Raw genomic sequence first — 25,576 nt, 5'->3', positions numbered from 1 at the left:
TTACTCTCCTTTGCGACGTGGTGCCGCACGCTTGCTCCCCGGCTTTTCGCTGGGCGCGACAGATCGACGGTTTGACGCTGGGGTCTTCGACAGCGTGGCGCGCATCAACTCGTCAAGCTGAGCCCGCTGGCTGGCATTGACCGCTCTTAACGCGTTGACTTCGCCGATGGCGGTCTGTCGCTTGTCTCGTTCGGCCCCGGCGTCAGCCTCTGCGTGCGCGAGCGATTCTTCCAGCGATGCCATGCGACGCTCTGCGAATTTAAGTTGAGAGGCCAAACGACTCTGTTCCTGCTGTAGTGCTTGCCGCTGTTGCGCGGTCTCCTGCAGCAGTTGCTTGGATAATCCCTCGTACCGGTGCTGAGCTGCAGAGAGACTTTCCTGCTGCGACCGCTCAAGGGCAGCGACTTGGTCGCGTAGCGCTTGCGACATCGCTTGTGCCTGCTTTGATTGTTCTTCCAGGGAGGACATCTGAACACGGGCGACGGACAGATCGGCCCGTGCTTGCGCCAGCTCGGTGTCGCGGGCTGCCAGCAGGGTGCGCGCCGCCTCTAATTCCTCTCGGAGCATATCCACCCGCATATTGGCCTCGGCCGCAGCTGAGTTGGCTGTCGCGACGGATTGCTGCGCTTCAGCTTTGAGCTTCACCACCTCATCCAATTGCGTGGCCACCGCCGCATGCCAGAGCTGCCGCATGAGCTCGGCGATCTCGTTCGGAATGTCGGGCATGGCGATATCCGCCAGGCCCGCTGTGACGATTTCGGATTCGACTGCATTTATCGCACGCCCCAACGTCGCTGGGTCACCGCCGCCGAGGCGATCCTTGAGCTTGCGGACGGACACAACTCGTCGGAAGCGCTCACGGGTTGCGGGACTAGCGTCGTGGGCTTCTGCGAGCATCGCCAGGATGGTAGAGCGGATCTGAGCGGGAGAGGCAATGGAGGCGCGCGGCATAGGGGCTCCAAACGAGGATATTTCAATAGTATTACATACATTTCTAACGTTATAAAAGCTATAAACGTAAGTTTTAAATTTCTAAATAAGGGATAACCAATATTATCCTTTTAAAACAGACCGAGGCGTAGGTCAAATGATGGCCTGGGGCCGGTTGCGCATAGGAGTGGGCTGGGCATGAGGGGAGAAGGCGGCCAGTCAGCAAGTGACTGATTTTAAAAGGAAACTTGATGATCGTCGGCCGAAAAGCCGCGCCGCTACAGGGTCAGCCTACCGTCGCAAATTGCACAGGAATCAAAGAGACCCCTTGTGATGGAAAAAAGCGGATTTGCCATGTCAATTGGCAAGAATGGTCGTGTCAGGCGGGAGCAAGGTTGGACGAGAAGGTGCCGGCGTATCACGCCGGCGAAGAGAGAGGGAAGCTAAGCGTGAAGATAGTGATTCCGGCCGAGGTACATGTCGCAGAAACGGTGCCGCCATGCAGGCTCATGATCGATTTGACAATGGCCAGCCCGAGTCCAGCCGAATTGGCTGAATCGACGCGAGACGGATCGGCTCGATAGAAACGGTCAAAGATGCGAGAGAGTTGTTCCGGATCGATTCCCGCGCCGGGATTGGCTACGGAGATTGATAGGGCATCGCCATCAGGTGTCACGGTGATGCGTATCCGCTCCCCACTGGGGGTATAGCGCAGTGCATTGGCAACGAGGTTGCCGACGGCTCGACGCAATAAGATGGGGTCTGCCGCCAAGGTGCTGGTGGCGGTTACTTCAATAGAGACGTTGTTTTCTTCCGCCAATCCTTCAAAGTAGTCCGCAATCTTCTGCAATTCGCGGGGAAGATCCAGTTGTTCTCGCTGGAGAACGATGGAGGCATTCTCTGCCCTCGCGATGAAAAGCATGCTCTCTGTCATACGCGTCAGGCGTTGGAATTCTTCCAGGTTGGACCCCAACAAGGCCTGGTACTCATCGACAGAGCGGACCTGGCCTAACGCCACCTGAGTCTGGATCATCAGATTGTTGAGCGGAGTACGCAAGTCATGAGCGAGATCGGCGGAAAACTGCGTGAGGTTCTCAAAGCTCGAATGTAATCTGTTGAGCATCTCATTGAACGCGCGGACGATGATTTGCAAATCGGGGGGCGCGGAACTCAGCTCGATTTGCGTGTCGAGCTTGTGTACGGTGATTTCCCGGGTTCTCATCGCCAGTTGCCGCAAGGGTGACAATCCGCGCTTGACCAGGAAGTAGCTCAATACCGTGGCCAGGATGATGGCCGCGCAAACGCAAATCCATATCTCCATCCGGTATTGGCCGAGTAACGCCATGCGATCCGAGCTTAACCGGGCCACCATGACTTGCACGATTTCACCCGTTTTCGCGACTTGTAGTTCGCAGGCGACCGCCCGCGCTGATTCTCCTTCGCCCATGTCCAGGGTGAAAATAGCGGACTTGTCGAGCTCTTCCTGCAAAGTCAGGACTTTGGGGAAGACCAGAGGGCTGGTGCCGGGATTAGTCAGTGACAGCCCGTTATCCGTGGTCTTGATCTCCACTAGCAACTTGTCATGCCCAAGGGTGGCATCTAGAAAAATATGAGGGGCCCGTCGCATGGCATCGACCGAGCCCGCTTCCTGTACCAGGTGGGCGATCGAGCGGATTTTTCCAAGCAACTCCTCGTCGTCGCGCGTTTCCAGTTGATGGGCCAACGAGTGATACAGATAGGCACCGACTGCCGTCAATGTGAACACAGAGGCGGCGGCGAACAACAACACCAACCGGGCGACGATGGACAAGGGAGCGTTCAGTTTCAATTGCGCTCCTCCAGGACATATCCCATGCCCCACACCGTGTGGATAAGTTTTCTCTCGGCGGGATCGTCAAGCTTGGCGCGCAACCTCCGGACTGCAACGTCGACGACATTGGTATCGCTGTCGAAATTCATATCCCATACCTGCGAAGCGATTTCTGACCGGGAAAGAACTTCGCCAGTGCGCTTGGCGAGCATATAGAGCAGAGCAAATTCCTTGGCCGTCAGTTCAAGCCGGTTGCCGTTGCGCACCACCTTGCGTCGGACGACGTCGATATGAAGATCTCCAATCACAATCGTTTCGCTCTCGCGCGAGACACCGCGGCGCAGCAGGGTTCGCACGCGCGCGAGAAGCTCGGTATAGGCGAATGGTTTGACGAGGTAATCATCGGCACCGAGCTCCAGCCCTTTGACGCGGTCTTCGACTTCGTCACGCGCGGTCAGGAATAGCACAGGAGTGTCGTGAGTACGACGCAGCGTGCGTAGGACGTCCCATCCTGACATGCCCGGCAACATGATATCCAGAACGATCAGGTGATAGTGGCTTTCCGTCGCCAGATGCAGGCCATCTACGCCATTGCGCGTCCAGTCGACGACAAAGCCTGACTCGCTCAGGCCGCGTTGGAGGTAGTCCCCCGCCTTGGGTTCATCTTCAATCAACAGAAGGCGCATCGCTATCTCCTAAGGTTCATGCAAAGGTGCCTACATTTTCAATCATTCGATCTTCGTCATTCATTACAAATTTGTAATACCTCAGCAATACATCTGTGTGGGGCGCCTTTCTAGAATTCTCCATGTCGGCGCAACTCCTCTTTCTGGATTGTGGCGGACTTCTTAACCCTGACCTGGAGAATCTAATGAAATCTACCGCTATTTTTGCCCTGCTCGCCACGCTGCTCACCGCTTCCATAGTCAACGCCCAGTCGATGACGCCTGAGCAACGCGATAACGCCAACGTGACTGCCTTCAATAACTATCCCATCGTGCCGTTCCAGAGCAAGATGACCCGCGCTGACGTCCTCGCCGAGCTCAAACAAGCTCAAAGCGATGGTGTCATCACGAACGGCAACAACTACCCGATCATCCGCCAAGCCAGCACGCCGAAGTCCCGCGCGGAAGTAAAGAAGGAGCTGGAAAGCGCTACCAGCAACGATTTCCGGCAATCGCTTTACCACGGCGCCTAAGCCCTTGAGGCGCGCTAGCGATGTGGTGGGAGCGTCTTTTTTATTTCGTGTTATCCTATCCCCCCGGATAGGATAACTGAGATCATGAGCATTCACACCTCCCACCCAGACATCATCAAGCGCCTGAAACGGGCCGAAGGGCATTTGAAGACCATTATTTCCATGATGGAGGCCGGACGAGCCTGCCTGGAAGTCTCCCAGCAGCTACAGGCCGTCGAAAGTGCTGTTGCCAACGCGAAACGCGCCCTGATACACGATCACATAGATCATTGCCTGGATCACGTGATGCAGTCGGACGGTAAGGAAGCCGCCGATGCCATGCGGGAATTCAAGGAAATCACCAAATATCTCTAAGGAGCAGATATGACAGACATTGCAAGTCTGCTCCAGCAAGGGGCGGGCAATTTCTGGATATTCATACCCAGTGCAATTCTGCTCGGCGCCTTGCATGGGCTGGAGCCGGGCCATTCCAAGACCATGATGGCGGCGTTTATCGTCGCCATTCGCGGTACTGTTTCGCAAGCCGTGCTGCTCGGGCTGTCGGCGACGGTATCGCATACGGCCGTCGTCTGGTTGGTGGCGTTGGCTGGTATGTACTTCGGCAGCCAATGGAGCGCTGAATCATCCGAGCCCTATTTTCAAATGGCATCGGGCGTGCTGATTCTAGGCGTCGCGCTTTGGATGGCATTCAGAACTTGGCAACAGTCGCAGGAACAGAGCCGACAAGCTGATGCCGCGCATCACCATCACGCTCACGATGAAACCAAGTGGGTCAATACGGGCCATGGCCAGATCCGCATCGATATCTTCGAAGAGAATGTGCCGCCGCGCTTCCGCATCTTCGCCGACAAAAGCAATCGCCCCTGGCCGGCAGCAGGTGTGGAAATCCGCACTGTTCGTCCGGACGGCACCGAACAGACATTCAAGTTTGCCGACAAGGGCCAATTTCTGGAGTCCATTGATGAGATTCCTGAGCCTCATGAGTTCAAAGCTCAGGTCTTCTTGGCCCATGGCGCGCATTATCACATTTACGATCTGACCTACGAAGAGCATGCTCATGGTGACGCCCACGAACATGGTCACGACCATGGGGGGCTTGATGTCTTCGATGGCGGCTATCAAGACGCCCATGAGCGGGCACATGCTAATGACATCCGCAATCGCTTTGCGAACCGGGACATCAGCACTGGTCAAATCGTGATGTTTGGCTTGACCGGCGGCCTGATTCCTTGTCCTGCAGCGATCACCGTGCTGTTGCTGTGCTTGCAGCTGAAGAAATTCTCTTTGGGCGCCGGGCTGGTGCTGTGCTTTAGCGTCGGATTGGCCTTGACCATGGTTGCGTCCGGTGTGGTAGCCGCGTTCAGTGTCCGCCATGTTTCCAAACGTTGGTCAGGATTTGGCGAATTCACGCGCAAGGCACCGTATTTCTCTAGTGCGCTGATCATCCTGGTCGGTATATACGTGTTGTACAGCGGCTGGGCCGCGCTGCCGGCTTAAACAAGGGAGCATCATGTTTTCGGTATTTCGCAACCGCAGCTACCGACACCTGTTCCTAGCGCAAGTGATTGCGCTGGTGGGCACGGGGCTTGCCACCGTCGCATTGGGCCTGCTCGCCTTCGACCTCGCGGGAGACAAAGCCGGAACGGTGCTCGGCACGGCATTGGCAATTAAGATGATCGCCTACATCGGTGTGGCGCCAATTGCCTCCGCCTTTGCAGAGCGCCTACCGCGACGCGCCACCCTGGTCTCTCTTGATTTAGTCCGCGCCGCAGTGGCAATTTCACTGCCGTTCGTCACGCAAATCTGGCAGATCTACATCCTGATCTTTGTGCTGCAATCGGCGTCGGCGGCTTTCACGCCGACCTTCCAGGCAACCATTCCGGATGTGCTGCCAGAGGAAGAGGAGTACACCAAGGCATTGTCGCTATCGCGCCTCGCCTATGACCTGGAAAGCGTGGTCAGCCCGATGCTGGCGGCTGCATTGGTGAGCGTAATCAGTTTTCACATGTTGTTCGCCGGGACGTCGATCGGCTTCATCGGATCGGCTTTGCTGGTGGTCTCCGTCGTGTTGCCAAAGGCAAAACTGTCACCGCCGCGCGGTATCTATTACCGCACGACCAAGGGGATCCAAGCATATTTGGCCACTCCCCGCCTGCGCGGCCTTCTGGCGCTCAATCTTGCCGTCGCTGCGGCAAGCGCCATGGTGATTGTCAATACTGTGGTGTACGTTCAGGCCAAATTCGGGCTGACACAAACGCAAACTGCTTGGGCGCTTGCCGCTTTCGGCGGTGGTTCGATGGCTGCTGCCTTCATCTTGCCTGGCTTGCTCAAGAGCATTCCTGATCGCACAGCAATGCTGTCCGGCGCGTCGGCGTTGGTCATCGGCCTCTTCGCGGGCAGTGCAGTGGGTTCGTATGCTTGGTTGCTGGTGCTTTGGGTGCTGCTGGGGATTGGGTACTCTCTGACTCAAACTCCATCAGGGAGGCTATTACGTCGCTCCTCGTCCGCTGAAGACCGTCCGTCCTTGTTCGCCGCGCAGTTCGCACTGTCGCATGCTTGCTGGCTAATTACCTATCCGGTCGCGGGTTGGATCGGCGCCCGTATCGGCCTGCCGGCGACGTTCGCCGTGCTCGGTGTGATTGCTTTGGTGGCTGTTATTGCTGCCGCGAAACTGTGGCCCAAAGATGATCCAGAGCAGGTGGAGCATGTGCATGCCGACTTGGATGACGGGCATGAGCATCTGGCCGGTGGCGGAAAGCGTCATCGCCATCATTACGTTATTGATGACTATCATCGTCACTGGCCACGTCCATGAAATGGTTCAGGAAAACCCTGGCTTATATTGCCACTGTGCTGGTGCTATGCTTCGGCATATATTTTTCGCTGCAATATGTCCTGATGGACTGAATTGAGGGTATTTTCTGGCCGTTATGGTGATTGAAAGCTGTTTGCCGCTAACGGATAATTTGAAAAACCTAGTACCTAATATGTGCGTTACCTGATTTCATGACAAGAACCATTTGCCAACGTGTCGCCTTACTGATGCTCGCGATTTTCATCGCGAACATCGGTATTGCTCAGATGCGCACGCAATGGATTCATCATGAGCTGGATCATGCCCTGCATGGAGAACTGGTTTCCGCGACGGATCATCATGCCGACGACGATGACCACGACATGCCTACAGGCGCTGAACATCAGTTGCTGCATGCCTCGGATCACGTCCAACCGCTGCCCGCCTCCGTGACGGCGGCGCCGCAGGTATTGGCGTTGGCCACCATCCTGATTTTTTCACTACTGGCTTTCCGGGTTCCGGAGTCGGTATTCCCCGCGCCATTTAAGCCTCCTCGACGCTCGTCGATCTGATTCCTTCGCTATTTTTTGCGTCAGTGATCCTGGCGACATGGACTGACTCGTCTGGCGAGATCGCTCTTTGTTGACCCGGCCATCGCCGCATCGCGTCTCAACATTTCTCGCTGTGAATTAATCCGTCCGCCTCTGGGCTGCCTTGTGCCGCCCGGACGGGCGGTGCTCAGGACATCAATATGAAAACACGTGCTTTCGTCGGGCGACTTGCTCTGGCTATTCTCATCTCCCAGGCATTGGCGGCCCACGCTGCCGACAGGCCAAAATCTTTCCCTGTCTCTGATCAACAGATCAAGGCGCTTGGCATTCAGCTCGTGTCGCTCGATCAGCAATCCGAAGCGGTCGCCGTGCAGTATCCCGCACAGATCACTGTTCCACCGGATCGCGAACAAATCATCAGTTCTCCATTGGCCGGCATGGTCTCGCAGATCCTCGTACGTCACAACGAAACGGTAAAGCAAGGCGCTCCGTTGTTACGCGTCATGAGTCCGGACTTCAGCCAGCTGCAGATGCAGCTGATGACGGCGAATTCGAAGTACAGCCTGGCTGCGCAAAACGCTCAGCGCGAGAAGGCGCTTTTTGACGAAGGAATCATTGCCCAGCGTCGAGTTCAAGAATCGCAAGCCGCATTGCGCGAGAGTGAAGCAGCGCTGTTCCAAGCCAAGGCTGCTCTGCGCATGGCCGGTGTTACGGATGGGGGGCAAAAGGGGCTGGGTACAGCCGGCAAGGTAGAGGATGGCTTCGTCCTGCGTGCTGCCAAGGGCGGCATTGTGACCGATATCGAAGCCAAACTCGGACAGCGTGTTGATGCCAGCACCCCACTGATGCGTCTGACGCAGGCTGATGTCTTGACCGCCGATATCCAGATTCCTGTCTCGGATGCCGCCAATTGGCGTGCAGGGACACCGGTCAAGGTCAAAGGTATCGATGCCAAGGGCAAACTCCTTAGTGTCGGCGCAGGTGTAGCCGCAGGTAGCCAGAGCGTAACTTTGCGCGCCTCTCTCGAAGGCGGCAAAGGCGCATTGTTGCCTGGCCAGTTCGTGACCATGGAACTGATGCCTGAGAAGGCCGCCGGCAGCTGGGACGTCCCGCTGTCCGCCGTTGCGCATGACGGAGACTATGCAGTTGTCTTCGTGCGTACCGCAAAGGGCTTCGACGCTCGTCCGGTCAAGGTGCAGGCTAGCGCTGCACAGCGTCTGCGCATCCAGGGTGAACTGCAAGCCAATGAGCAGATTGCCACCAGCGGTATCGTCGCCCTGAAGGGTGCGTGGCTGGATGACAAGGGAGGGAAATAATGCTCGCCCGACTTATCCAGTTCTCCTTGTCCCAGCGGCTGTTTGTGCTGCTCGGAGCCCTGATGCTTGCCGGAGCCGGATGGTTTGCGTTCACCCAGCTGCCAATCGATGCATTCCCGGATGTGTCGAGTACCCAGGTGAAGGTGATCATGAAAGCACCTGGCATGACCCCCGAAGAGGTCGAGAGCCGTATTGCCGTGCCGATTGAAGTGGAAATGCTCGGCATTCCCAAGACCAAAATCTTGCGTTCGGTGACAAAGTACGGCTTGGTCGACGTCACTATCGATTTCGAAGATGGAACCGACCGCTACTGGGCACGCCAACAAGTCAATGAACGTCTCGCAGGGATCACTGAGCTGCTCCCGCAGGGGATCAGCGGCGGTATGGCACCGGTGACGACGCCATTGGGTGAAATGTTCATGTTCACCATTGAGGCAGATGGGATGAGCTTGGCAGATAAGCGCAGCCTGCTCGATTGGGTAATCCGTCCTGCATTGCGTACGGTCCCAGGTGTGGCGGATGTGAATTCGCTGGGAGGCATGGTTCGTTCGTTCGAGATCATTCCCGATCCACTCAAACTCGCAAGCGCGGGCGTCACCATGGCGCAATTGAAAGACGCACTGCGCAGCAATAACATGAATGACGGTGCCGGGCGCCTGTCCGAAGGCGGCGAGGTTTTGCTGGTGAGAACTGAAGGCAGTATTCAGAATCTGGACGATCTGCGCTCGGTTGTCGTCACTGTCAAGGATCGTTCTCCGGTGCGCGTCGGCTCGTTGGCCGAAGTTCGCATCGGTACGCTGACACGTAATGGTGTGGTGACCAAGAGCGGGCAAGGCGAAGCCGTACAGGGCCTGGTGCTGGGGCTGGCCGGCGCCAATGCGCAAAAGGTGGTCGAAGGGGTCAAAAAGAAGCTCGAAGAGATTCAACCGACATTGCCAAAAGGCGTGACGCTAGACGTCTTCTATGACCGAGCCTCGTTGGTTGAGAAGGCTGTGGGTGCGGTATCGCGCGCACTGCTGGAAGCGACCATTCTGGTTCTGGTGCTGCTTGGGCTGTTCCTCGGCAATATTCGGGCAGCAGTGACCGTTGCATTGGTATTGCCGCTCGCCGCCCTGAGTACCTTCATTCTCATGCGCAGCTTCGACATGTCGGCCAACCTCATGAGCCTGGGAGGCTTGACGATTGCGATCGGTATGTTGGTGGATGCTGCCGTGGTCGTGACTGAAAATATCGTTCAACGGCTGGCGGACGATAAGAGTGACGGAAAGCTTCCAAGACTGCACATCGTTTATCGCGCGGTAAAGGAAGTTGCGGTGCCGGTGACATCGGGGATTCTGATCATCATCACTGTGTTCCTGCCCTTGCTGACTTTGCAGGATCTGGAAGGCAAGTTCTTCGCGCCGGTGGCAATGGCGATCGTTTTCGCGCTGGCTGGATCCCTCCTACTTTCTTTCACTGTCATTCCCGTCATCGCTTCATATCTCATCAAGAATGTCAGCCATGAAGAACCATGGCTGCCGCGCAAGTTACTGCAGGCATATTCCCCTTTGCTTGATTGGGTGCTCAGGCGACAACGTGTGGTGTCGATCGGTGCCGTGCTGATGCTGGCTCTGGCAGGTGTGCTTTATACGCAGGTTGGCAAGACATTCATGCCGACCATGGACGAAGGTAGCCTGATCGTAGGTATCGAAAAGCTTCCTTCCGTCAGCCTGGAAGAGAGCGCTGCGATTGACCTGAAGATTCATCAGGCACTGATGAAGGAGATCCCTGAGGTAAAGGGCGTGGTTGCACGCGCCGGCTCCGACGAGATTGGTCTGGATCCAATGGGTTTAAATCAGACGGACACTTATCTGTTGCTCAAGCCGCAGAGCGAGTGGCGTATGAAGACAAAGGACGAGTTGCTGGCAGAAGTTCGTAAGGTATTAGATACCTTGCCGGGCATCTCTTACAGTTTCACTCAGCCTATCGAAATGCGCGTGTCCGAGATGATTATCGGCGTACGTGGCGACATCGCAGTCAAGATCTTCGGGCCTGACCTCGATCAGCTCAATTCATACGCGACCCAGGTTGAGCAGGTGCTCAAGACCGTCGCAGGCAATCAAGACGTCTATACCGTCCAGAACGATGGCGTGCAATACATGCGGGTAGTGGTCGACCGCATGCAGGCTGGTCGTCTGGGTCTCTCGGTGGAAGATGTTCAAGATGCGCTGCGGGTACAGATAGAGGGCCAGCAGGCAGGAACCGTGATCGAAGGCAATCGTCGCACTCCCATCTTGGTTCGCGCTGCCGAATCGGTGCGCTTGTCCCCTGCAGAGTTCTCCGCAGTTCGTATTACAGGAAAAGACGGTACGACAGTGCCCCTCTCCAGTATCGCGAATTTGGAACGCGCGGCAGGGCCGGTCAAAATCGACCGCGAAATGGGTAGCCGGTACAGCGTCGTGATCGCCAACGTTAGTGGTCGTGACCTGGTGGGCTTCGTGCAGGAAGCGCAAACCAAAGTGGCGGAGCAGCTGAAATTGCCGACCGGATATCGCATGAGCTGGGGTGGCCAGTTCGAAAACCAGCAGCGTGCTGCAGCCCGTCTGGGCGTAGTGGTGCCGATTGCGCTGGGATTGATCTTCGTGCTGCTGTTTGCCACCTTTGGATCGATCAGACAGGCACTGCTGATTCTCAGCATCATTCCGTTCGCACTGGTGGGCGGTATCGTGGCCTTGTGGCTGACCGGTGAGTATCTGTCCGTCCCTGCGTCGGTGGGCTTCATCGCTTTGCTCGGCATTACGGTGCTCAACGGCGTCGTCCTGGTGGGCTATTTCAATCAGTTGCGACATGAGGGAATGCCGCTGCGCGAAGTTGTGGTCACAGGCGCCAAGCGGCGTCTGCGGCCGGTGATGATGACCGCGTCCATCACGGCATTCGGTCTGATTCCACTGCTGTTCGCAACCGGCCCCGGATCCGAGATCCAGCGCCCACTCGCCATCGTGGTCATTGGCGGCTTAATCACCGCAACTGCATTGACCCTGATGCTGTTACCCATTCTCTATCTGAAGTTCGCCGGCGCCGACAAGGAATCCGGCCAGGAGATCAAGCATGTCTGATTCCATTATCACCATTCTGTGCCCGCGCAATATCGAAGAGCAATTGCTGGATTCTCTGCTCGTCACACCTGACGTCGCAGTATTCACCAGCGCGACCGTGGCAGCCCACGGTGTCGCGCGGGAACGCTTATCTGCATCCGAACAGGTACTGGGTCGTGCAGTCATGACCCAAGTTCAGATCTTGTGTAGCGAGCAAGCCAAAGACAATTTGCTCTCCAATTTAAAAAATACATTTTCTCGCTCGGGGTTGCGCTATTGGGTGACTGCCGTGTCTGAGCAAGGGGAATTTGCATGAAACTTCATCTCACCTTATTGGCGGCGCTCCTGCTACCGTTGTGGGCGCAAGCCCAGAGTGCCCCAGGCATGCTGGACGGTCCTATCCCGGCGCCGATCGCTCGTCCCTTGCTGGAGCAGGATCCTTCAGTGGCCGGGGCCCGAGCCACGCTGGATGCAGCGCGTCGGGAATCCAACATTCTCGATGCCTCACCGTACGAATGGACGGCGCGTGCCACCGGTCAGCGTCGTCGTATTGAGAACGAGGCCAACTCAAACGAGTGGAACGTCGCACTGGAGCGCACCATCCGGCTGCCCGCCAAGGCAGCGGCAGACCGCAAGCTCGGCCAGGCGACAGTAGACGAAGCGGAGGCGCGGTACGGCGAAGCCATGCACGAGGCTGCGCGCGACCTGCTCGGCCTATGGCTGGCATGGTTGCAGGCAAATGCCAACTATGAGCTCAGCAAGAGCATGCAGCAATTTGCAGTCGACAATCTGGCTGCCGTGCAAAAGCGTGCAAAGGCAGGCGACGCCGCCAAGCTCGATGTGAGCCTGGCGCAATCCGATCTGGCTGAGCAGCGTCGGCAGGCCAACGAGGCCAAGCTCGGTGCTTCATTGGCATGGACGCAGCTGCATAGCCGCTTCCCGGGTTTTGATGGCCAGCTTGCCAGCTTCCCCAATATCTCCGCGCTGACTCAGGATTCCGGCTACCTGCAAGTTCGCATCCGTGAACAAAGCGATCGGCTCAAGGCAGCCGAGGCCGCATGGCGCAGTGCCGATGCGCAGGCCCAGCGCAGCAGGGCCGAACGAACGCCAGATCCGACCTTTGGAGTCTTTAGCGGATCCGAGGCGCGTGGCAGGGAGCGACTCATTGGCGTATCGATCAGCATCCCCATCCCGAGCGGATCGCGAAGCGAGCGCGCCATTCAGGCGACACACATGGCCGAAGCCAAGCGCCAGGAGCTGGAGGCGATCCGGAGGCAGATCGGCGCCGAAATCGATTCATCGATCGTCACCGTGCAAAGCAGCTATGACGGCATGCAACTGGCCGAGGAGAGCGCGAACTCCATGCGTGAAAACGCGCGCTTGATGCAACGGGCCTATTCGTTGGGTGAAGGTGATCTGCAAGGCTTGCTGCTTACCCAGCGCCAAGCCGCTGCAGCCCAGCAAGGCGCTTTGGCAGCTAAGACGTCGGCGATCAAAAGCTACTACCAGCTATTGATCGACTCCCATCTTATCTGGGGGCTAGAACAGAACTGACCTGAACGCCGCCTGTTGATCGGCGGAATGCTTGGCAGGCGGCCAGGCAGGGATGTTCACGTCTATAGATGATGAGGACGCCACAGGATATCGCCCGTTGGTTGGCGACCAGGCCCAAACTGACGGAGCTCTGCGAGGAGTTTCCGGAGCAATGGGAAATTGCCCAGCGCCAGTTGGATGATGTGATCAAGACAGGTAGTCCCGAAGATTTGAAGCGGTTGACGGAAAAGCCGCCGGAGTGGCCGCGGCAGCGCAAGGGCTTTCGGCAAGAGACGATGGAAAAAGCCATGCAGCAAGCGGCATATGGGCAAGTTCGATACCAGATGATTTGCTTGGCCGTGAAAGGCTACAGTTTGTCGCTGGCCAGTGGAAGTACAGGAGGAAAGGCGCGCTTCAGATGGTGGAATGGCTGGCTTGCCCAGCGGCTACTGTTCTCCGGTGGGCTGCAACGCAAGATGGTAAGTCTGCGGCTGTTCAGGTTGGTTTGGCCCTTGCTGGGCCAGAGAGAGCTCCTGATGCCGCTGGTATCGTCCCGAGGAATTTACTGTTTTTACAGTCGCGAATTCGTTGGCGCTCTTGCAACGCTAATCGGCCAGAGAAAGGCGCTCGAAGTAGGAGCAGGAGATGGCACTCTGGCTCGTTTCCTCACGCAATGTGGAGTGATGGTGACGGCCACAGATGACTACAGCTGGAGTCACCGGATAAGGTATCCGGCCGACGTACTGAAGTGTGATGCCGCATCTGCCGTTGCGAGGTATGCGCCGGAGGTGGTGGTGTGTTCGTGGCCGCCGGCGGGAAATCCTTTCGAGCGCCAAATATTTCGGGCCTCCAGCGTGCAACTCTACGTCATGATCGGAAGCAAATATCAAGTGGCCAGCGGCAACTGGGCTGCCTATGCTGAGCAAGAGAACTTCGAGATGACGGAAGCTCCGGAGTTGGCCGGTATGCTGATTCCGCCTGAATTGGGTTCTGCGGTTTATCTATTTAGCAGGAAGGAGATGTGAAAATGCTCACAATGAATGTTGATTGTCGGGTCTTGATCCGATTGAGGAATTATCTGTTGATTACGGGAGCTTGTCTCGCGAGCGTAGCCTGTTCTTCGACTGCAAGCAATCGACAGCCCTGCGTCATATTGCAGCAGTCGGCACAATGTGTTGCCGTTTCCCGTGCGGATGCTGTCGTTAGCAGTGATGCCAAGATGATGAGCCCTGCTGAGGCGGGGTATTCCTATCTCTATGTTGCGCGGCCGTATGCCCAACAACGCAGCGTGGCATCACGCGTGTTTGTGGATGGCAAGCAGGTCGCCGAATTGGGCCCGATGACCTTTGCCCGAGTGAAGATCGGCGGAGGGGAGCACGTGGTCACAATAGCGACCGAGAATGTTCAGGATCGTCAGATCAGCGTACGTGGCAGTCAGGACACTCATATTCAATACCAGCTGACGGAAAGCTTTTTTTCCGTATCCCCGGAAACAAAGTTCCTGGAACGCAGCGAGATGAAAATGAAGATTCACCGTCTGGAGATGGTCGCGCCGCTCTGAAATACAGACCGATCTGCTGCGGAGCAGGCCCAGACTTGCGCAGACCTGAAATTCCCGTTCAACCGAGCTATACAAACCATTGATCAAAGCGCTTTTCTCCTTTGTTGACCGCCTGGTAGCTGTACTGGTGCTGTGCTGCATGCTGGGATTGCAGCTGGTCGGTGCTGCGTCGAGCTCCCATGAGCTCACGCTGCCAGGAGGCTCGAGTGTCGTCGACGCGGCCATGCACGTTGAGGCAGGCGATGACTATGGAATGCTGGAGACCGGGCATGAGGTTGGCGCTGAACATTCGCATCAGCACGATCCAGCCGATCACAGCCACGATGTCCCGTTGCCGCCGTCCGCGAGGGTAGCAGCTTTTTCCTTCTCTCCTTTCTGGGAGATGGCGCCCTTGGTTCCGCAGGGATCACGGGCTCCACTCCCACTAGAACGCCCTCCCAAAGCTCCTTTGGTAGTTTGATTTGTCCGGCCACCGGACGGTGGCCGCTCACTGTCTGAAAAGGAGAAATTCGTGTTCTTATCGCCTCACTCGGCAGGCGTAGTCTCGCCTCGTCGATCAATATCCGGAAGAAGCCATCGTTTCGTCCGGATTGTCCTTGCTGCTTTCCTCTTATGTGCGCTATATGCGTTGGCTACCGGTGTGGCGCTCGCGCACGGCATCGCCGAAGGCGACAAGGGCTATATCCAGGAAATTACCGGCGTGCATTTCATGTCCTTCCTCTACTTGGGAGCGAAGCACATGTTTACCGGTTATGACCACATCCTATTCTTGTTTGGCGTCATCTTCTTCCTTTACAAAGCCAAGGATATCGGTCTGTACGTCAGCCTGTTTGCCGTCGGCCACTCGACCACGATGCTGGCGGGTGTGTATTTCGGAACCAGCATTGACGGCTATCTGATTGACGCCATCATCGGCTTGTCGGTGGTCTATAAGGCGCTGGACAACGTAGGTGCCTTCCAGCGTTGGTTTGGCTTCCAGCCAAACACCAAAGTGGCGACCCTGATATTTGGTCTGTTCCACGGATTCGGTCTGGCCACCAAGGTCCAGGAATACGAGATCTCGCGAGATGGACTCATTCCCAATCTTCTTGCTTTCAACATCGGTGTGGAAGTCGGCCAACTGTTGGCACTCGCGTCCATCCTGATCGTTATGACCTACTGGCGTCGTACGTCCAGTTTCTTCCGCCACGCTTACACCGCCAATGTCGCCATGATGACCGCCGGCTTCATGTTGATCGGCTATCAACTGACTGGTTATTTCGCCAACTAAAGGATACCAAAATGTACAACTCTGATCTTCCAAAACGTGCCGAGCTCCCCAGCTCCCAGCAACTCTTGCGTTCGACCACCATCGCCGTTGCCGTGGCTGCGGCCCTGCTGGTCGCCGTTGTCCTTCCTGCCGAATATGGCATTGACCCCACTGGCGTAGGAGCACGCCTCGGTTTGACGGAAATGGGCAAGATCAAGACCTCCCTCGCAGCGGAGGCAGCGGCAGACAAGCTTGCCGACGCACAAAAGCAGACTGCGCCGGTCCCGGCGCCGGTTGTGCCTGTACCAGCTGTCGTCCAGGCACCCGCGCCCGTAGAAACCCCCGTAGCTTCCACTGCCAAGTCTGCAGCAGGCATGCGCTCCGACGAGATGACCGTAACCCTGAAGCCCGGTCAAGGCAGCGAGGTGAAGATGGCAATGAACAAGGGGGCCAAGGTCACCTATAGCTGGAAAGTCAACGGCGGCCTGGTCAATCACGATACGCACGGCGACCCGGTTGCCGGAGCACCTGGCGGCTACCACGGCTACGGCAAGGGGCGTCAGGTAGGCAGCGACGCGGGTGAACTGGTCGCAGCGTTCGACGGCAACCATGGTTGGTTCTGGCGCAATCGTGGGACCAGCGACGTGACCGTGACCATCAAGACCAACGGCGAGTATCAATCGCTCAAGAAGGTGTTGTAAGCGACTTGCTGGGACAGGCTTTGTTCTGTCCCAGCAGAGTAATTATCTGTATGGCCCAGCCCGTAGCAAATTGCCGGTGCGCCATGCTTCTTTTCCTGGGAACTTCGTGGTCACCATGTTTCGTAAAAAAAGTCGCGCGCTGATGCCGCTGTCGAGGCGTAAGCCTTGGCGCCTTGGCAGCACGGCCATGATCATGACGTGTTCATTGGTCAATGCACTTGTCTACCACGTACCGCTCTACCTGTTTGGCATCGACAACTTAGACATGCCGTCGGCCAATGCACTGTGGACCTTATTAACGCTGTTTGTGTTTGTGTTCTGCTTGACCGCCGCCATTGCCGGTGCGTTAGCCGCTATTTCTGTGCGCACGATCAAGCCATTGTTCATGGTCATGGCCATTTCCAACGCGATCGCCCTGTATTTTTCGGTGACCTACGGCATCGTGCTGGACAAGACCATGATGGGCAACGTCTTCAACACCGATGCCGCCGAAGCACTGGCACTGTTTCACCCAATGGTACTGATCTACGTGGCGATTTTGGGCATCTTTCCATGCTGGCTACTGCACCGAACCAGGATCCGCCCGGTCTGTGCGTTCGGACGTGTGGCGGTTCCGTTGTTCGTCTGCCTGTGTGCGGTCGGCTGGCTCTACGCTGTTTCGCCGACTTGGTTATGGATCGACAGGCACGCCAAACAGTTGGGAGCCTTGGTGATGCCCTGGTCCTATCTGATCAACGGCGGCCGCTATCTCGCGGCTGGCATGGCACCGCCTGAACGCCGCTTGTTGCCGTCGGCAGAAGCGAGTGGGAGCGGAGGTAAGCCGAAGCTGGTCGTCCTGGTGATAGGTGAGTCTGCACGTGCGCAAAATTTCTCGCTCTATGGATACCTCTGCACCCAGCGGTGCACAGTTGCGTGATCAATTCCGAATTCTTTACCCGCCGCCCTGGCGCTTCTGCCGCCCTTCAAGCAGCGCTTGACCACTTCATATTTAAACTTCGTGTCGTACTTCGCCATGAAATGACCTGCCCCCGGAATATCCGTACAGGTCAAAACTAGAGGTAAGGTTGCTTCTCAACGCCCCGAAACGGGCAAGGAGTAGCCATGAAACGTTCGAGATTTACCGAAGAGCAAATCGCCTATGCATTGCGATTGGCTGAGGGTGGCACGCCGGTGGTCGACGTCTGTCGGCAGCTTGGGGTGTCGGAAGCAACCTTCTACACATGGAAGAAGAAGTACGCTGATTTTGGCGTAAGCGAGCTGCGCAAGCTCAAGCAACTCGAAGACGAGAATGCGCGCCTGCGACGTATCGTCGCCGACCTGACGCTGGACAAGCAGATCCTGCAAGAGGTGGTGCGAAAAAAAGTCTGAAGGCTGCCAAACGGCGCGAGCTGGCGGCCTGGATGCAAGAGCGTTTCCAGATAAGTGTACGGCGTTCCTGCGCGCTGGCGTTGCTGCAGCGTTCAACATGGTACGAGAAGAGCCACGCACGAGATCAAAGCGCGCTACGCCAGCGCATCCGAGATATTGCCATGAGCCGTCCTCGATTTGGCTACCGACGAGTGCTGGTCATGCTGCGTCGCGAAGGCTGGGAAGTGGGTAAGAAACGCGTCTATCGACTCTATAGCCTGGAGGGACTGCAGCTGCGGATGAAGGTCAAACGCCGCAAGCGCATCGCCCTGCTGCGCGGAAAGCCGCCGGTACCCACCGGACCGAATCAGCACTGGAGCATGGATTTCGTTCATGATCAAATGCTTGACGGCCGCCGCTTTCGAATCCTGACCGTCATCGATCAATGGAGTCGCGAGAGTGTATGCCTGGAGGCCAACTTCCAGCAGACCGGCCGTGCAGTTGGCCAGGCGTTGGATCGGTCTGCGGCCCTTCGCGGATGGCCCAAATCCATCACCGTGGATAATGGGACCGAGTTCACCTCCCGCGCCTTGGACGACTGGGCGTATCGGCACGGTGTGAAACTCGACTACACGCGACCTGGCAAGCCGACCGATAATGGCCTCATCGAGTCATTCAATGGCCGGCTGCGTGATGAATTCCTTAACGTGCACGAATTCATCACACTCTATGACCTTCGAGAAAAAATGCAGGCTTGGCAGTACGACTACAACTATCATCGTCCCCATGGCTCGCTTGGCCATCTGACCCCAAGTGAGTTCGTCCAAAAGTGGTCAGTGAAACCCAAAGAGGCGGCTCATCTCTAGTTCTAAACTGTCCAACTTCCGAGGGCAGGTCAGAAAAACACCCCAAAAGTTGGATCGGTGTCCAACTTTCGGGGTGCAGTTCATTAAGCGGGCTTTTTCTTTGGAACCGAAGAGTCGAAAGCAGCCATCCTCGGTTTCACTTCACGGAGAAAGGCTGAAATGGCCGCACATCCTTAGGGTCATGTAAGAATATGTATTGCAATACCGGCCAAGCAGCACCCGGCCAACGTAGTCATCATACCGAGATGAAATCGGAATAACGCCAGAATAGCCGCGCCCGATAGCACTAGCGACCAGAGATCAAGACTGGATAGCACAGGAACTTGAAGGACCATTCCCCATACGTGCACAACGTTTATCTCGCCAAACAAGGTATGGAGGGCAAACCAGACCGCCAGATTTAAGATGACACCTACGACGGCGGCCATGATCGTGGAGAGCACAGCACTCAGCGCCTTGTTGTTGCGTACGGCCTCAACGTAGGGAGCCCCGATAAAGATAAACAGGAACGACGGAGCAAAGGTCGCCCATTTCGCCAGGACTCCTCCCAGCGTTCCCGCAAGCACAGGATCAAGCGTTCCCGGCTGACGGAAGGCCGCCATGAAGCCCACGAATTGAACCACGCTGATCAATGGGCCAGGTGTCGTCTCAGCCATGCCGAGTCCCGCCATCATTTCTCCTGGCGCGAGCCAGTGATAGTGATCAACGGCTTGTTGGGCGACATATGACAGAATGGCGTAGGCACCACCGAAGGTCAGGACGGCCATCTTACTGAAAAAGGTCGTGATATGCGTGAAGACGCTATCGGGGCCTATCGTCCATAGAAATACAAACAATGGTCCTAACCAGAGCAGCAGACCAATTACGCTGACTTTAATCGTTCGAGAGTGCGATGGCCGGACATGTTCTGGAATTTCAATGGCGAACGCCGCATCAATTGCTGCGGGTGGCGCGTCATCTTGGTCTGCTGCTCCGTTGCTTGCGGCACTACGCGGCACAATTTTCCCCATCCAATTGCCGGTTAAGCCAATGAGCGTTGCGGCGATGATCAGCAGAGGAAACGGCACGGAAAAAATGAATATCGCGACGAACGAGAGCGCAGCTACTGCCACCATGAGTTGCGATTTCAACGCACGGCGGCCCACTCTGAGAACGGCTTCCAACACGACGGCGAGAACCGCTGCTTTGAGCCCGAAGAAAAAGGCTTGTACGTAACCGACATTCCCGTACGTCGCGTAGATCCAGCTGAGCACGCCCAGTGCAATCAGACCAGGGAAGATGAATAACAGGCCGGCGACAAGCCCGCCGCGGGTTCGGTGCAGTAACCAACCAATGTACACCGCTAACTTGTGCGCCTCAGGCCCCGGCACGAGGGTGCAGTAGTTCAGCGCATGAAGAAAGCGCGTTTCGCTGATCCAACGCTTCTCCTCAACGAGTATTCGGTGCATGACGGCGATTTGGCCCGCAGGGCCACCGAAGCTTAACGCGGCTACGCGAACCCATACCCAGAATGCTTCGCGAAACGAAACGCCATGGCGTTCGTAGGTAGCCGCCTCGCTAGTTTTCTGAGGATGATTCATCATGTGTCCTTGTTGTAGTGAGCAAGAAGCGAATCCAGAATGGCTCCGACTTCCGCCAGAAAGGCGTCATCGTCAGCCAGACGAGCGCGCGCACCAGTGAGAATTGCCTCGAAGCCCGCCGCTTCCGGTGGCGCCTCGCCGCCGGCATCGAGCGCGTGAACAAGAGCGGACAGCCGCTCTATTCCCGGAGTAGAGGGCAACTGGAAGCTGGCGACCAGCACCTCAAAGGTCACCTTGTCGCCGACATGCGTGAACGTAGCGTCGTTGAAGTCGAAGCCCAGTGCATCGGCCGGGCAGTCTGCCGGGCTGTCCAGCCAGAGGAATTGAGCCGCGGGGTCGATGAAGCGCCGGATAAGCCAAGCGCTGGCCACACGGTCTACCCATAGGTGGCGTCGGGTCGCCCAGGTACGCCCTTGATATTCCTGCGTGTTCAGCACCTGAAGATCCCGTGCTTGCGGTTGGGGTTCGGCTGGAGACAAGATTGCATTGGCTTTTTCCACGAAGTCGCCCCAGGCAGCATTTGCGTCCAAGGTGGCTTCGTTGGGGAAGAAGTCGATTTTCTGAATGGCTTCTCTTTCTTTGGCCAGTTTTTTGAGGGTTTTGGCTATATCTGCTGGCGTTCGCGATGACAGTTCTTTCTTTGCCTCCACGAGCAGCGTCAAAAAATCGCTGTGCTCTTTGGTGCGGTCAAACCGCGCCAAGAAGGCTTGCTCATCCTCCTCACTACATGGCAACACTGTCACAAGCCAGGCTTCGCCTCCCTCGATGTTGGTTTGTTTGGCCAATTCCGCCAGTGTTTTGGCGTGTCCGGGGCGCTCAGGGAGGAGATAGGCACCATCACGAAGAGACGAGCAACCTAGGGCCTTGATGGCACGCCAAAGCCGCATGCGGGCAGTAGCGCCAGTGCTAGGAAGGCTGGCAATCAGGAGGTGCCAACTAGTTGGTGAAGTGTTCATGTATCTAACTCTACATTATGTAGAGTTAGATACAATATTAATTTTGGCGTAGTTGTTTCTGCGCAAATGAAGCGAGACGTTGTTATCCGCGATAGCGGTTGACTTGCACCGACTGGTTTAGAGGGATGCTTGAAAAATCAATAAGCCCACATTCGTATGGCTTATTTCACTAATTTCGGAAGTCTGTTTCTGCCCAATTTGGCTCTGCAATTTCATGCAATGCAACCATCCACCTGCCGGCGTGAAATTCTGGAACCATTCAGCTGCCGGCCTAAAGTCCTGCTAGGTGAATAGTAGATTCGATCCTTGCCCAACTAGGGTCACGTGAAGTCTGCCGGGCGAACACCAAGATTGATGCGCGGAGCCTCGAATTCGACATCAGAATCGCCGGGCATGGCCAGGCTGCTGGCAATGCTGCGCTTCTGCGCGAGTAAGCGTTGATAATCGGCGTAACTGAGCAATACATGTGTTGGTGTGCCACGATCAGCAATGACGACAGAACCGTTCGCGGTCGCACTCATCGCCTTATGCACATCCTGGGAAAACTCTTCTTTGGATAAGGAAGTAATTGCCATTGCAAACTCCTTTAATGCTGATCTGCTTAGAACGGAACATTGATGCCGCCGATCATGCCCCTTGCCACTTCGGGAAATTGCTCGGGTATTTGACCTTCCTTCAGCATAGCTCTCAAACAAAAAAGCGGTGATATACTTGCTTCGTGCGCTTGAGGACAAGCGGGCAAAGCCGTACGGTGGTTGCCTCCCCCACAAGACAAACGATATTTGAAACGGCCCACTTCGGTGGGCTGTTTTCTTTAGGACATGCATTCGATGCAGCACCAAGCCGGCTGCGAAACCGATGCCGGGCAACCTAAGTGCATTGCGGATCAATTAAAAGGGAATTGAGTGGCTCTATAGAGGGTCGAGCGCCCACAGCCGCGAGAAATAACAAAGGTCACAGTCTTTCCACGAGAAATTCGACTCTGCGACGAAAAGATTGTGACCTTAATGCATTTGGCCACTGATAAGCCTCAACTATCGCCGAGGCGGAAAACTCAAGACCGTGGCAGTTCCATTAACCATGGCTGCCCCCTCAAGACCACGCACACGCGGTTCCAATCTCGTTAGCTGAGCCGGCGCATCAAAATACCCCTCGGGAAGCGAGCATAAACTTGCGGTGTCCCCGCCAAACAACCCGAGTCGATCAAGCAAAGCCAATCGGCTCATCTGAGTGGACTCAACGATCAAGCTAATAGCCCTAGGAATCAATCGCATATGTTCAACTGGGAACACATCGTCCATGGGTTCGCCACGGCGCCACCCTCTAGCCGAATAATTCTTCCAGAGCCGTACTGCATAGGCGTCATCAATGATGCCCAATTGCTTGCAGCGCATAATCATTGCGGCGATTGATACCTTCCAGCGGGACTTCAAGGCCAAGAACGTATCAAGCGAGGGGGAAGATACTTCAGCTGCAAAGGTTTCACTAGGAAGTAAAAAGGCGGCCGCGAATAAGTGTGCTTGGCGCTCCAATTCTGGTTGCCGCACATAGTCGATAGTGGCGACATCCCAATGCATAACCAAATGCCCTAGCTCATGGGCTGCATCGAACCGGCTACGGATACCATTTGCTTTGTCTGCCGCCAAAAAAACATAAGGGCGGGAGTCAGTTGCAAACCATTTAGAAACACCATCCATCCGGTCATAGCCAAGTGACTCCCGAACACAGATCACGCCGGCATTTTCAAGAACCAAGGCGACATTTTCAATGGGACCGTTACCCAATTGCCACTGGCGTCGGCATTCTGCAGCAAAGTCCTCGATATCGCTGTCGTTCAGCTTTCGGTAATCTCCAGTGCCTAAACGTGGCACAGTAATCACCGGCCAATCAACCCAATCTTGCAGTGCAATAGACATCTCGTTGAGCCACTCCAGGCGACGTCGCGCGATAGATTGGGCTTCTTTCGTGATGGCTTGATTACTTCTGAAGAAATAGGGAGATGCGCCCATCTCAGGCATTGGTCTGAGCAGAAACTGTTCAGGTACCCCCAACGATTGAGCCAAAGCAGCGAGTGCCGGTAATTCTGGCGTCTGGCTACCGTTCTCCCATTTCGAGACCGTTGATGGTGATTTGCCTGTCATCACAGCGATTGCAGCTTGAGTCAGCCCTCGGGCTTCCCTTGCCTGTAGCATTCGCTCTGGTTGAAAGCTTGATACTCCGCTTCTCATTTTCCTTAATTTCCGCCTTCGGCGTCCCGCAACATCTTCTTCAATGTCGGGTACGCAATGTCCTTTGTTTCCAGCTGCTGTGCAGGCTCATAAGCCGCGAGCAGCGCTGCCAGTGGCTCAAACATATGCCACCCTTTGAGATTAGTATACGGGACTCCCACAACAAAATGACTAGGGACGGACTGATCTTGTTCCTTGCCCGGATGGACTGTCACCAGCAGTACACCAAGCCCATCATTGACATGCCGTTGTGGTGCCTCAAATAAATCCGGCGTATATGGCTCGAAACGCTCATTCAGTGCGGCTATAGCCTTACGGTGCTTCGCCGGTGCCGGCATCTTATTTGCGAAGCGCACACCCGTACGTCCCAAAACGATGTCCTCAAATACAAGGCGTGTATATCGCTCCCCCTTAGGCTTAGTATGAGGCGCTGTCGCATCAATCCCGAACCGCTCAGCCAATTCACGGAGCGCGCCGTTTTGGTAATAATGGCGCAATTGCCCTCGTACTCGGACGCGCTCAGGTACCGCGCATCTTTGCTCTGCGTTCCGATGTGCATCAAAGTATGCTGCCTCCAAGGACTCAGGCAACTGCTTCACGAATTCATGGGGGATACGACCTGCTAGATACGACAGAAGAACGTCTCGCACGATGCCAACTCCTCAAATTAGAAGAACAACAACAAAACACCACGACTTTCCGCTAACCGGATTTTATATCAATTTTCTTTCGTTTTGAATTGGTGGCGAGCCCAAATGCAGAAATTCCCTAGGGGAAATTATTTTTATTCGAGTGAAGCGTTGCTCCAGCACAGATGTCGTTTTACAAGCTAACAATCGCCTAGCAAGCACTTGGCAGGACACCGTGAAAGAGGCGCAATTGACGAACCCGTTACATTTGTGCGAGAATTGCTTTACCACTCATTCCTTGTGGCGTCATTAAATTGGCCCCCCACTTGGAACGAAAGAGCCGCTCTTATGGGCGGCTTTTTCACATCTGGGGACAATTGTGGAACACGCCCTACCCACAAAAACAAAGCGTATACGCACGGTCGTCTATGTTGACGGCTACAACCTCTATTACGGCAGATTAAGGGGCACTTCCTACAAGTGGCTTGATGTCGTTAAGCTATTCGAGAAAATTCTGGCTGACAGAGACCAGAATGAAGAGCTCACCCAGGTTAAGGTTTTTACCGCTCATGCGTTGGCCAACTTTGCGACAAATCGCGAGGCTTCTGTCATCGCCCAGTCTAGTTACCATCGTGCGTTGCAGGTGCTTTACGGGGAACGTTATAAACCTATCTACGGAAAGCATTCGTTCGACAGAAGTGGAACATTGCTGCCTGAGTTTGTTGAGGGGCAGCCCTATGACCGCCACCGCCGTGTCAGAGTGTGGAAGCTCGAGGAAAAGCAGACGGACGTCAATTTGGCGATCAACATGTTTGCTGATGCGATGACCGGACATTACGACCGTCTCATCCTAGTTTCAAACGATAGCGATGCCGAGCCTGCGCTACAAGCTATCAAGAACCATTTCCCGAAAATTGTAAGAGGCGTTGTTATGCCCATCCGGTCGAGCGCCGGGGGAGGTCCTAGGCGGGCAAGTGGGTCGCTCTCCAATATTGCCGATTGGGTTATTGGTTCTTTGAGTGATCAGCAACTGCAAGAGGCGCAGCTCCCAGATATGATCGCCACGAAGAAAAAACCTATCTTTAAACCTGCTCACTGGTTTGCTCCAGAAGAACCTACCGCGTTCTGATGCGATCTCTTTCAGCATCCACTCTCTCCTTCATCTTTGCTTGTTCATGTCGGAAAGTAGAGGCCACCTTGAGAATAGAAAAGACCTCAGTGGTAGCGGGTCAACGTCAGCTGCTTGGTGCAGA

General features: G+C 55.8%; 26 protein-coding genes. 16 read left to right on the top strand and 10 right to left on the bottom strand.

The window, feature by feature from the left end:
* The 3 genes from E2K99_RS20495 to E2K99_RS20485 all read right to left on the bottom strand — a co-directional run bounded on the left by E2K99_RS20495 (position 1) and on the right by E2K99_RS20485 (position 3,426).
* On the bottom strand, positions 1 to 951 hold the full coding sequence (locus E2K99_RS20495; protein WP_134223383.1) for a DNA-binding protein: 951 nt from the start codon (positions 949 to 951) through the stop codon (positions 1 to 3).
* A gap of 397 nt (positions 952 to 1,348) precedes the next feature.
* On the bottom strand, positions 1,349 to 2,758 hold the full coding sequence (locus E2K99_RS20490; RefSeq protein ID WP_134223382.1) for a heavy metal sensor histidine kinase: 1,410 nt from the start codon (positions 2,756 to 2,758) through the stop codon (positions 1,349 to 1,351).
* Positions 2,755 to 3,426 carry a heavy metal response regulator transcription factor gene (locus E2K99_RS20485; RefSeq protein WP_088754012.1) on the bottom strand — a complete coding sequence of 224 codons (672 nt, stop codon included), beginning with the start codon at positions 3,424 to 3,426 and terminating at the stop codon, positions 2,755 to 2,757. Before E2K99_RS20485 ends, E2K99_RS20490 begins: the two co-directional genes overlap by 4 nt.
* 122 nt (positions 3,427 to 3,548) lie before the next feature.
* On the opposite strand from E2K99_RS20485, the gene E2K99_RS20480 reads away from it, so the two are divergent.
* From E2K99_RS20480 to E2K99_RS20430, 11 genes are all read left to right on the top strand, one after another.
* Positions 3,549 to 3,938, top strand: coding sequence for a DUF4148 domain-containing protein (locus E2K99_RS20480; RefSeq protein ID WP_134223381.1), 390 nt, complete (start codon positions 3,549 to 3,551; stop codon positions 3,936 to 3,938).
* A gap of 84 nt (positions 3,939 to 4,022) precedes the next feature.
* Positions 4,023 to 4,292 carry a metal-sensing transcriptional repressor gene (locus E2K99_RS20475; protein ID WP_088754011.1) on the top strand — a complete coding sequence of 90 codons (270 nt, stop codon included), beginning with the start codon at positions 4,023 to 4,025 and terminating at the stop codon, positions 4,290 to 4,292.
* 9 nt (positions 4,293 to 4,301) lie between these two features.
* Entirely contained in the window at positions 4,302 to 5,435 is a 1,134-nt protein-coding gene (locus tag E2K99_RS20470) for a nickel/cobalt efflux protein RcnA (RefSeq protein ID WP_134223380.1), read from the top strand.
* Positions 5,436 to 5,448: 13 nt separating this feature from the next.
* Entirely contained in the window at positions 5,449 to 6,753 is a 1,305-nt protein-coding gene (locus E2K99_RS20465) for an MFS transporter (RefSeq protein ID WP_134223379.1), read from the top strand.
* 191 nt (positions 6,754 to 6,944) lie between these two features.
* Positions 6,945 to 7,304, top strand: coding sequence for a hypothetical protein (locus E2K99_RS20460; RefSeq protein ID WP_134223378.1), 360 nt, complete (start codon positions 6,945 to 6,947; stop codon positions 7,302 to 7,304).
* A 179-nt stretch (positions 7,305 to 7,483) separates the two neighbouring features.
* On the top strand, positions 7,484 to 8,599 hold the full coding sequence (locus tag E2K99_RS20455) for an efflux RND transporter periplasmic adaptor subunit (RefSeq protein WP_088754008.1): 1,116 nt from the start codon (positions 7,484 to 7,486) through the stop codon (positions 8,597 to 8,599).
* Positions 8,599 to 11,694, top strand: a complete 3,096-nt coding sequence (locus tag E2K99_RS20450; RefSeq protein ID WP_134223377.1) for an efflux RND transporter permease subunit — start codon at positions 8,599 to 8,601, stop codon at positions 11,692 to 11,694. Before E2K99_RS20455 ends, E2K99_RS20450 begins: the two co-directional genes overlap by 1 nt.
* Positions 11,687 to 11,989 (top strand): DUF3240 family protein, encoded by a 303-nt coding sequence (locus tag E2K99_RS20445; protein ID WP_088754006.1) that lies wholly within the window; start codon positions 11,687 to 11,689, stop codon positions 11,987 to 11,989. The genes E2K99_RS20450 and E2K99_RS20445 overlap by 8 nt, the downstream gene beginning before the upstream one ends.
* A complete protein-coding gene (locus tag E2K99_RS20440) occupies positions 11,986 to 13,227 on the top strand; it encodes a TolC family protein (RefSeq protein WP_088754005.1) in 1,242 nt (413 codons plus the stop codon). The genes E2K99_RS20445 and E2K99_RS20440 overlap by 4 nt, the downstream gene beginning before the upstream one ends.
* Positions 13,228 to 13,328: 101 nt before the next feature.
* Positions 13,329 to 14,231, top strand: a complete 903-nt coding sequence (locus E2K99_RS20435) for a hypothetical protein (RefSeq protein ID WP_141106956.1) — start codon at positions 13,329 to 13,331, stop codon at positions 14,229 to 14,231.
* A gap of 2 nt (positions 14,232 to 14,233) precedes the next feature.
* Positions 14,234 to 14,767, top strand: coding sequence for a hypothetical protein (locus E2K99_RS20430; RefSeq protein ID WP_134223376.1), 534 nt, complete (start codon positions 14,234 to 14,236; stop codon positions 14,765 to 14,767).
* 67 nt (positions 14,768 to 14,834) lie between these two features.
* Here the strand turns inward: E2K99_RS20430 and E2K99_RS20425 are convergent, their stop codons facing one another.
* Positions 14,835 to 15,083 carry a hypothetical protein gene (locus E2K99_RS20425; protein WP_166675091.1) on the bottom strand — a complete coding sequence of 83 codons (249 nt, stop codon included), beginning with the start codon at positions 15,081 to 15,083 and terminating at the stop codon, positions 14,835 to 14,837.
* 273 nt (positions 15,084 to 15,356) lie between these two features.
* Between E2K99_RS20425 and E2K99_RS20420 the strand changes: the two genes are divergently transcribed.
* The 3 genes from E2K99_RS20420 (at position 15,357) to E2K99_RS20410 (ending at position 17,633) form a co-directional block, all read left to right on the top strand.
* Positions 15,357 to 16,037: a HupE/UreJ family protein gene (locus E2K99_RS20420; protein WP_240733929.1), complete on the top strand. Its 681-nt coding sequence runs from the start codon at positions 15,357 to 15,359 to the stop codon at positions 16,035 to 16,037.
* Between the two features lie 11 nt (positions 16,038 to 16,048).
* Entirely contained in the window at positions 16,049 to 16,717 is a 669-nt protein-coding gene (locus E2K99_RS20415) for a transmembrane anchor protein (protein WP_088754001.1), read from the top strand.
* Between the two features lie 115 nt (positions 16,718 to 16,832).
* A complete protein-coding gene (locus E2K99_RS20410) occupies positions 16,833 to 17,633 on the top strand; it encodes a phosphoethanolamine transferase domain-containing protein (protein WP_240733928.1) in 801 nt (266 codons plus the stop codon).
* Here E2K99_RS20410 and E2K99_RS26230 read toward each other — a convergent pair.
* Positions 17,594 to 17,731 carry a helix-turn-helix domain-containing protein gene (locus E2K99_RS26230; protein ID WP_134223373.1) on the bottom strand — a complete coding sequence of 46 codons (138 nt, stop codon included), beginning with the start codon at positions 17,729 to 17,731 and terminating at the stop codon, positions 17,594 to 17,596. The two genes, E2K99_RS20410 and E2K99_RS26230, sit on opposite strands and share 40 nt — an antisense overlap.
* An 87-nt stretch (positions 17,732 to 17,818) precedes the next feature.
* Here E2K99_RS26230 and E2K99_RS20400 point away from each other — a divergent pair.
* A protein-coding gene (locus E2K99_RS20400; RefSeq protein WP_134223372.1) for an IS3 family transposase occupies positions 17,819 to 18,930 on the top strand; the annotation gives its coding sequence in 2 pieces (ribosomal slippage) (positions 17,819 to 18,080 and positions 18,080 to 18,930; 1,113 coding nt in all).
* 179 nt (positions 18,931 to 19,109) lie between these two features.
* On the opposite strand, the gene chrA is transcribed toward E2K99_RS20400, so the two are convergent.
* The 5 genes from chrA to E2K99_RS20375 all read right to left on the bottom strand — a co-directional run bounded on the left by chrA (position 19,110) and on the right by E2K99_RS20375 (position 24,191).
* The gene (gene chrA / locus E2K99_RS20395) at positions 19,110 to 20,510 is read right to left on the bottom strand and encodes a chromate efflux transporter (protein ID WP_240733775.1); all 1,401 of its coding nucleotides are present in this window, start codon (positions 20,508 to 20,510) and stop codon (positions 19,110 to 19,112) included.
* Positions 20,510 to 21,466, bottom strand: a complete 957-nt coding sequence (locus tag E2K99_RS20390; RefSeq protein WP_134223370.1) for a chromate resistance protein ChrB domain-containing protein — start codon at positions 21,464 to 21,466, stop codon at positions 20,510 to 20,512. The genes chrA and E2K99_RS20390 overlap by 1 nt, the downstream gene beginning before the upstream one ends.
* A 320-nt stretch (positions 21,467 to 21,786) precedes the next feature.
* A complete protein-coding gene (locus tag E2K99_RS20385; protein ID WP_134223369.1) occupies positions 21,787 to 22,041 on the bottom strand; it encodes a type II toxin-antitoxin system Phd/YefM family antitoxin in 255 nt (84 codons plus the stop codon).
* Between the two features lie 459 nt (positions 22,042 to 22,500).
* Positions 22,501 to 23,658, bottom strand: a complete 1,158-nt coding sequence (locus E2K99_RS20380) for a helix-turn-helix domain-containing protein (RefSeq protein ID WP_276321835.1) — start codon at positions 23,656 to 23,658, stop codon at positions 22,501 to 22,503.
* A 41-nt stretch (positions 23,659 to 23,699) separates the two neighbouring features.
* A complete protein-coding gene (locus tag E2K99_RS20375; protein ID WP_134223367.1) occupies positions 23,700 to 24,191 on the bottom strand; it encodes a hypothetical protein in 492 nt (163 codons plus the stop codon).
* Between the two features lie 511 nt (positions 24,192 to 24,702).
* Between E2K99_RS20375 and E2K99_RS20370 the strand changes: the two genes are divergently transcribed.
* Positions 24,703 to 25,452 carry an NYN domain-containing protein gene (locus tag E2K99_RS20370; RefSeq protein ID WP_205703710.1) on the top strand — a complete coding sequence of 250 codons (750 nt, stop codon included), beginning with the start codon at positions 24,703 to 24,705 and terminating at the stop codon, positions 25,450 to 25,452.
* Positions 25,453 to 25,576 lie beyond the last annotated feature (124 nt).

This window comes from Herbaspirillum huttiense, assembly GCF_004367745.1.
GTDB classification, from domain to species: Bacteria; Pseudomonadota; Gammaproteobacteria; order Burkholderiales; family Burkholderiaceae_D; genus Herbaspirillum; species Herbaspirillum huttiense.
The sequence above is the reverse complement of the archived record's forward strand: the minus strand, read 5'-3'. Positions and strand labels throughout refer to the sequence as shown.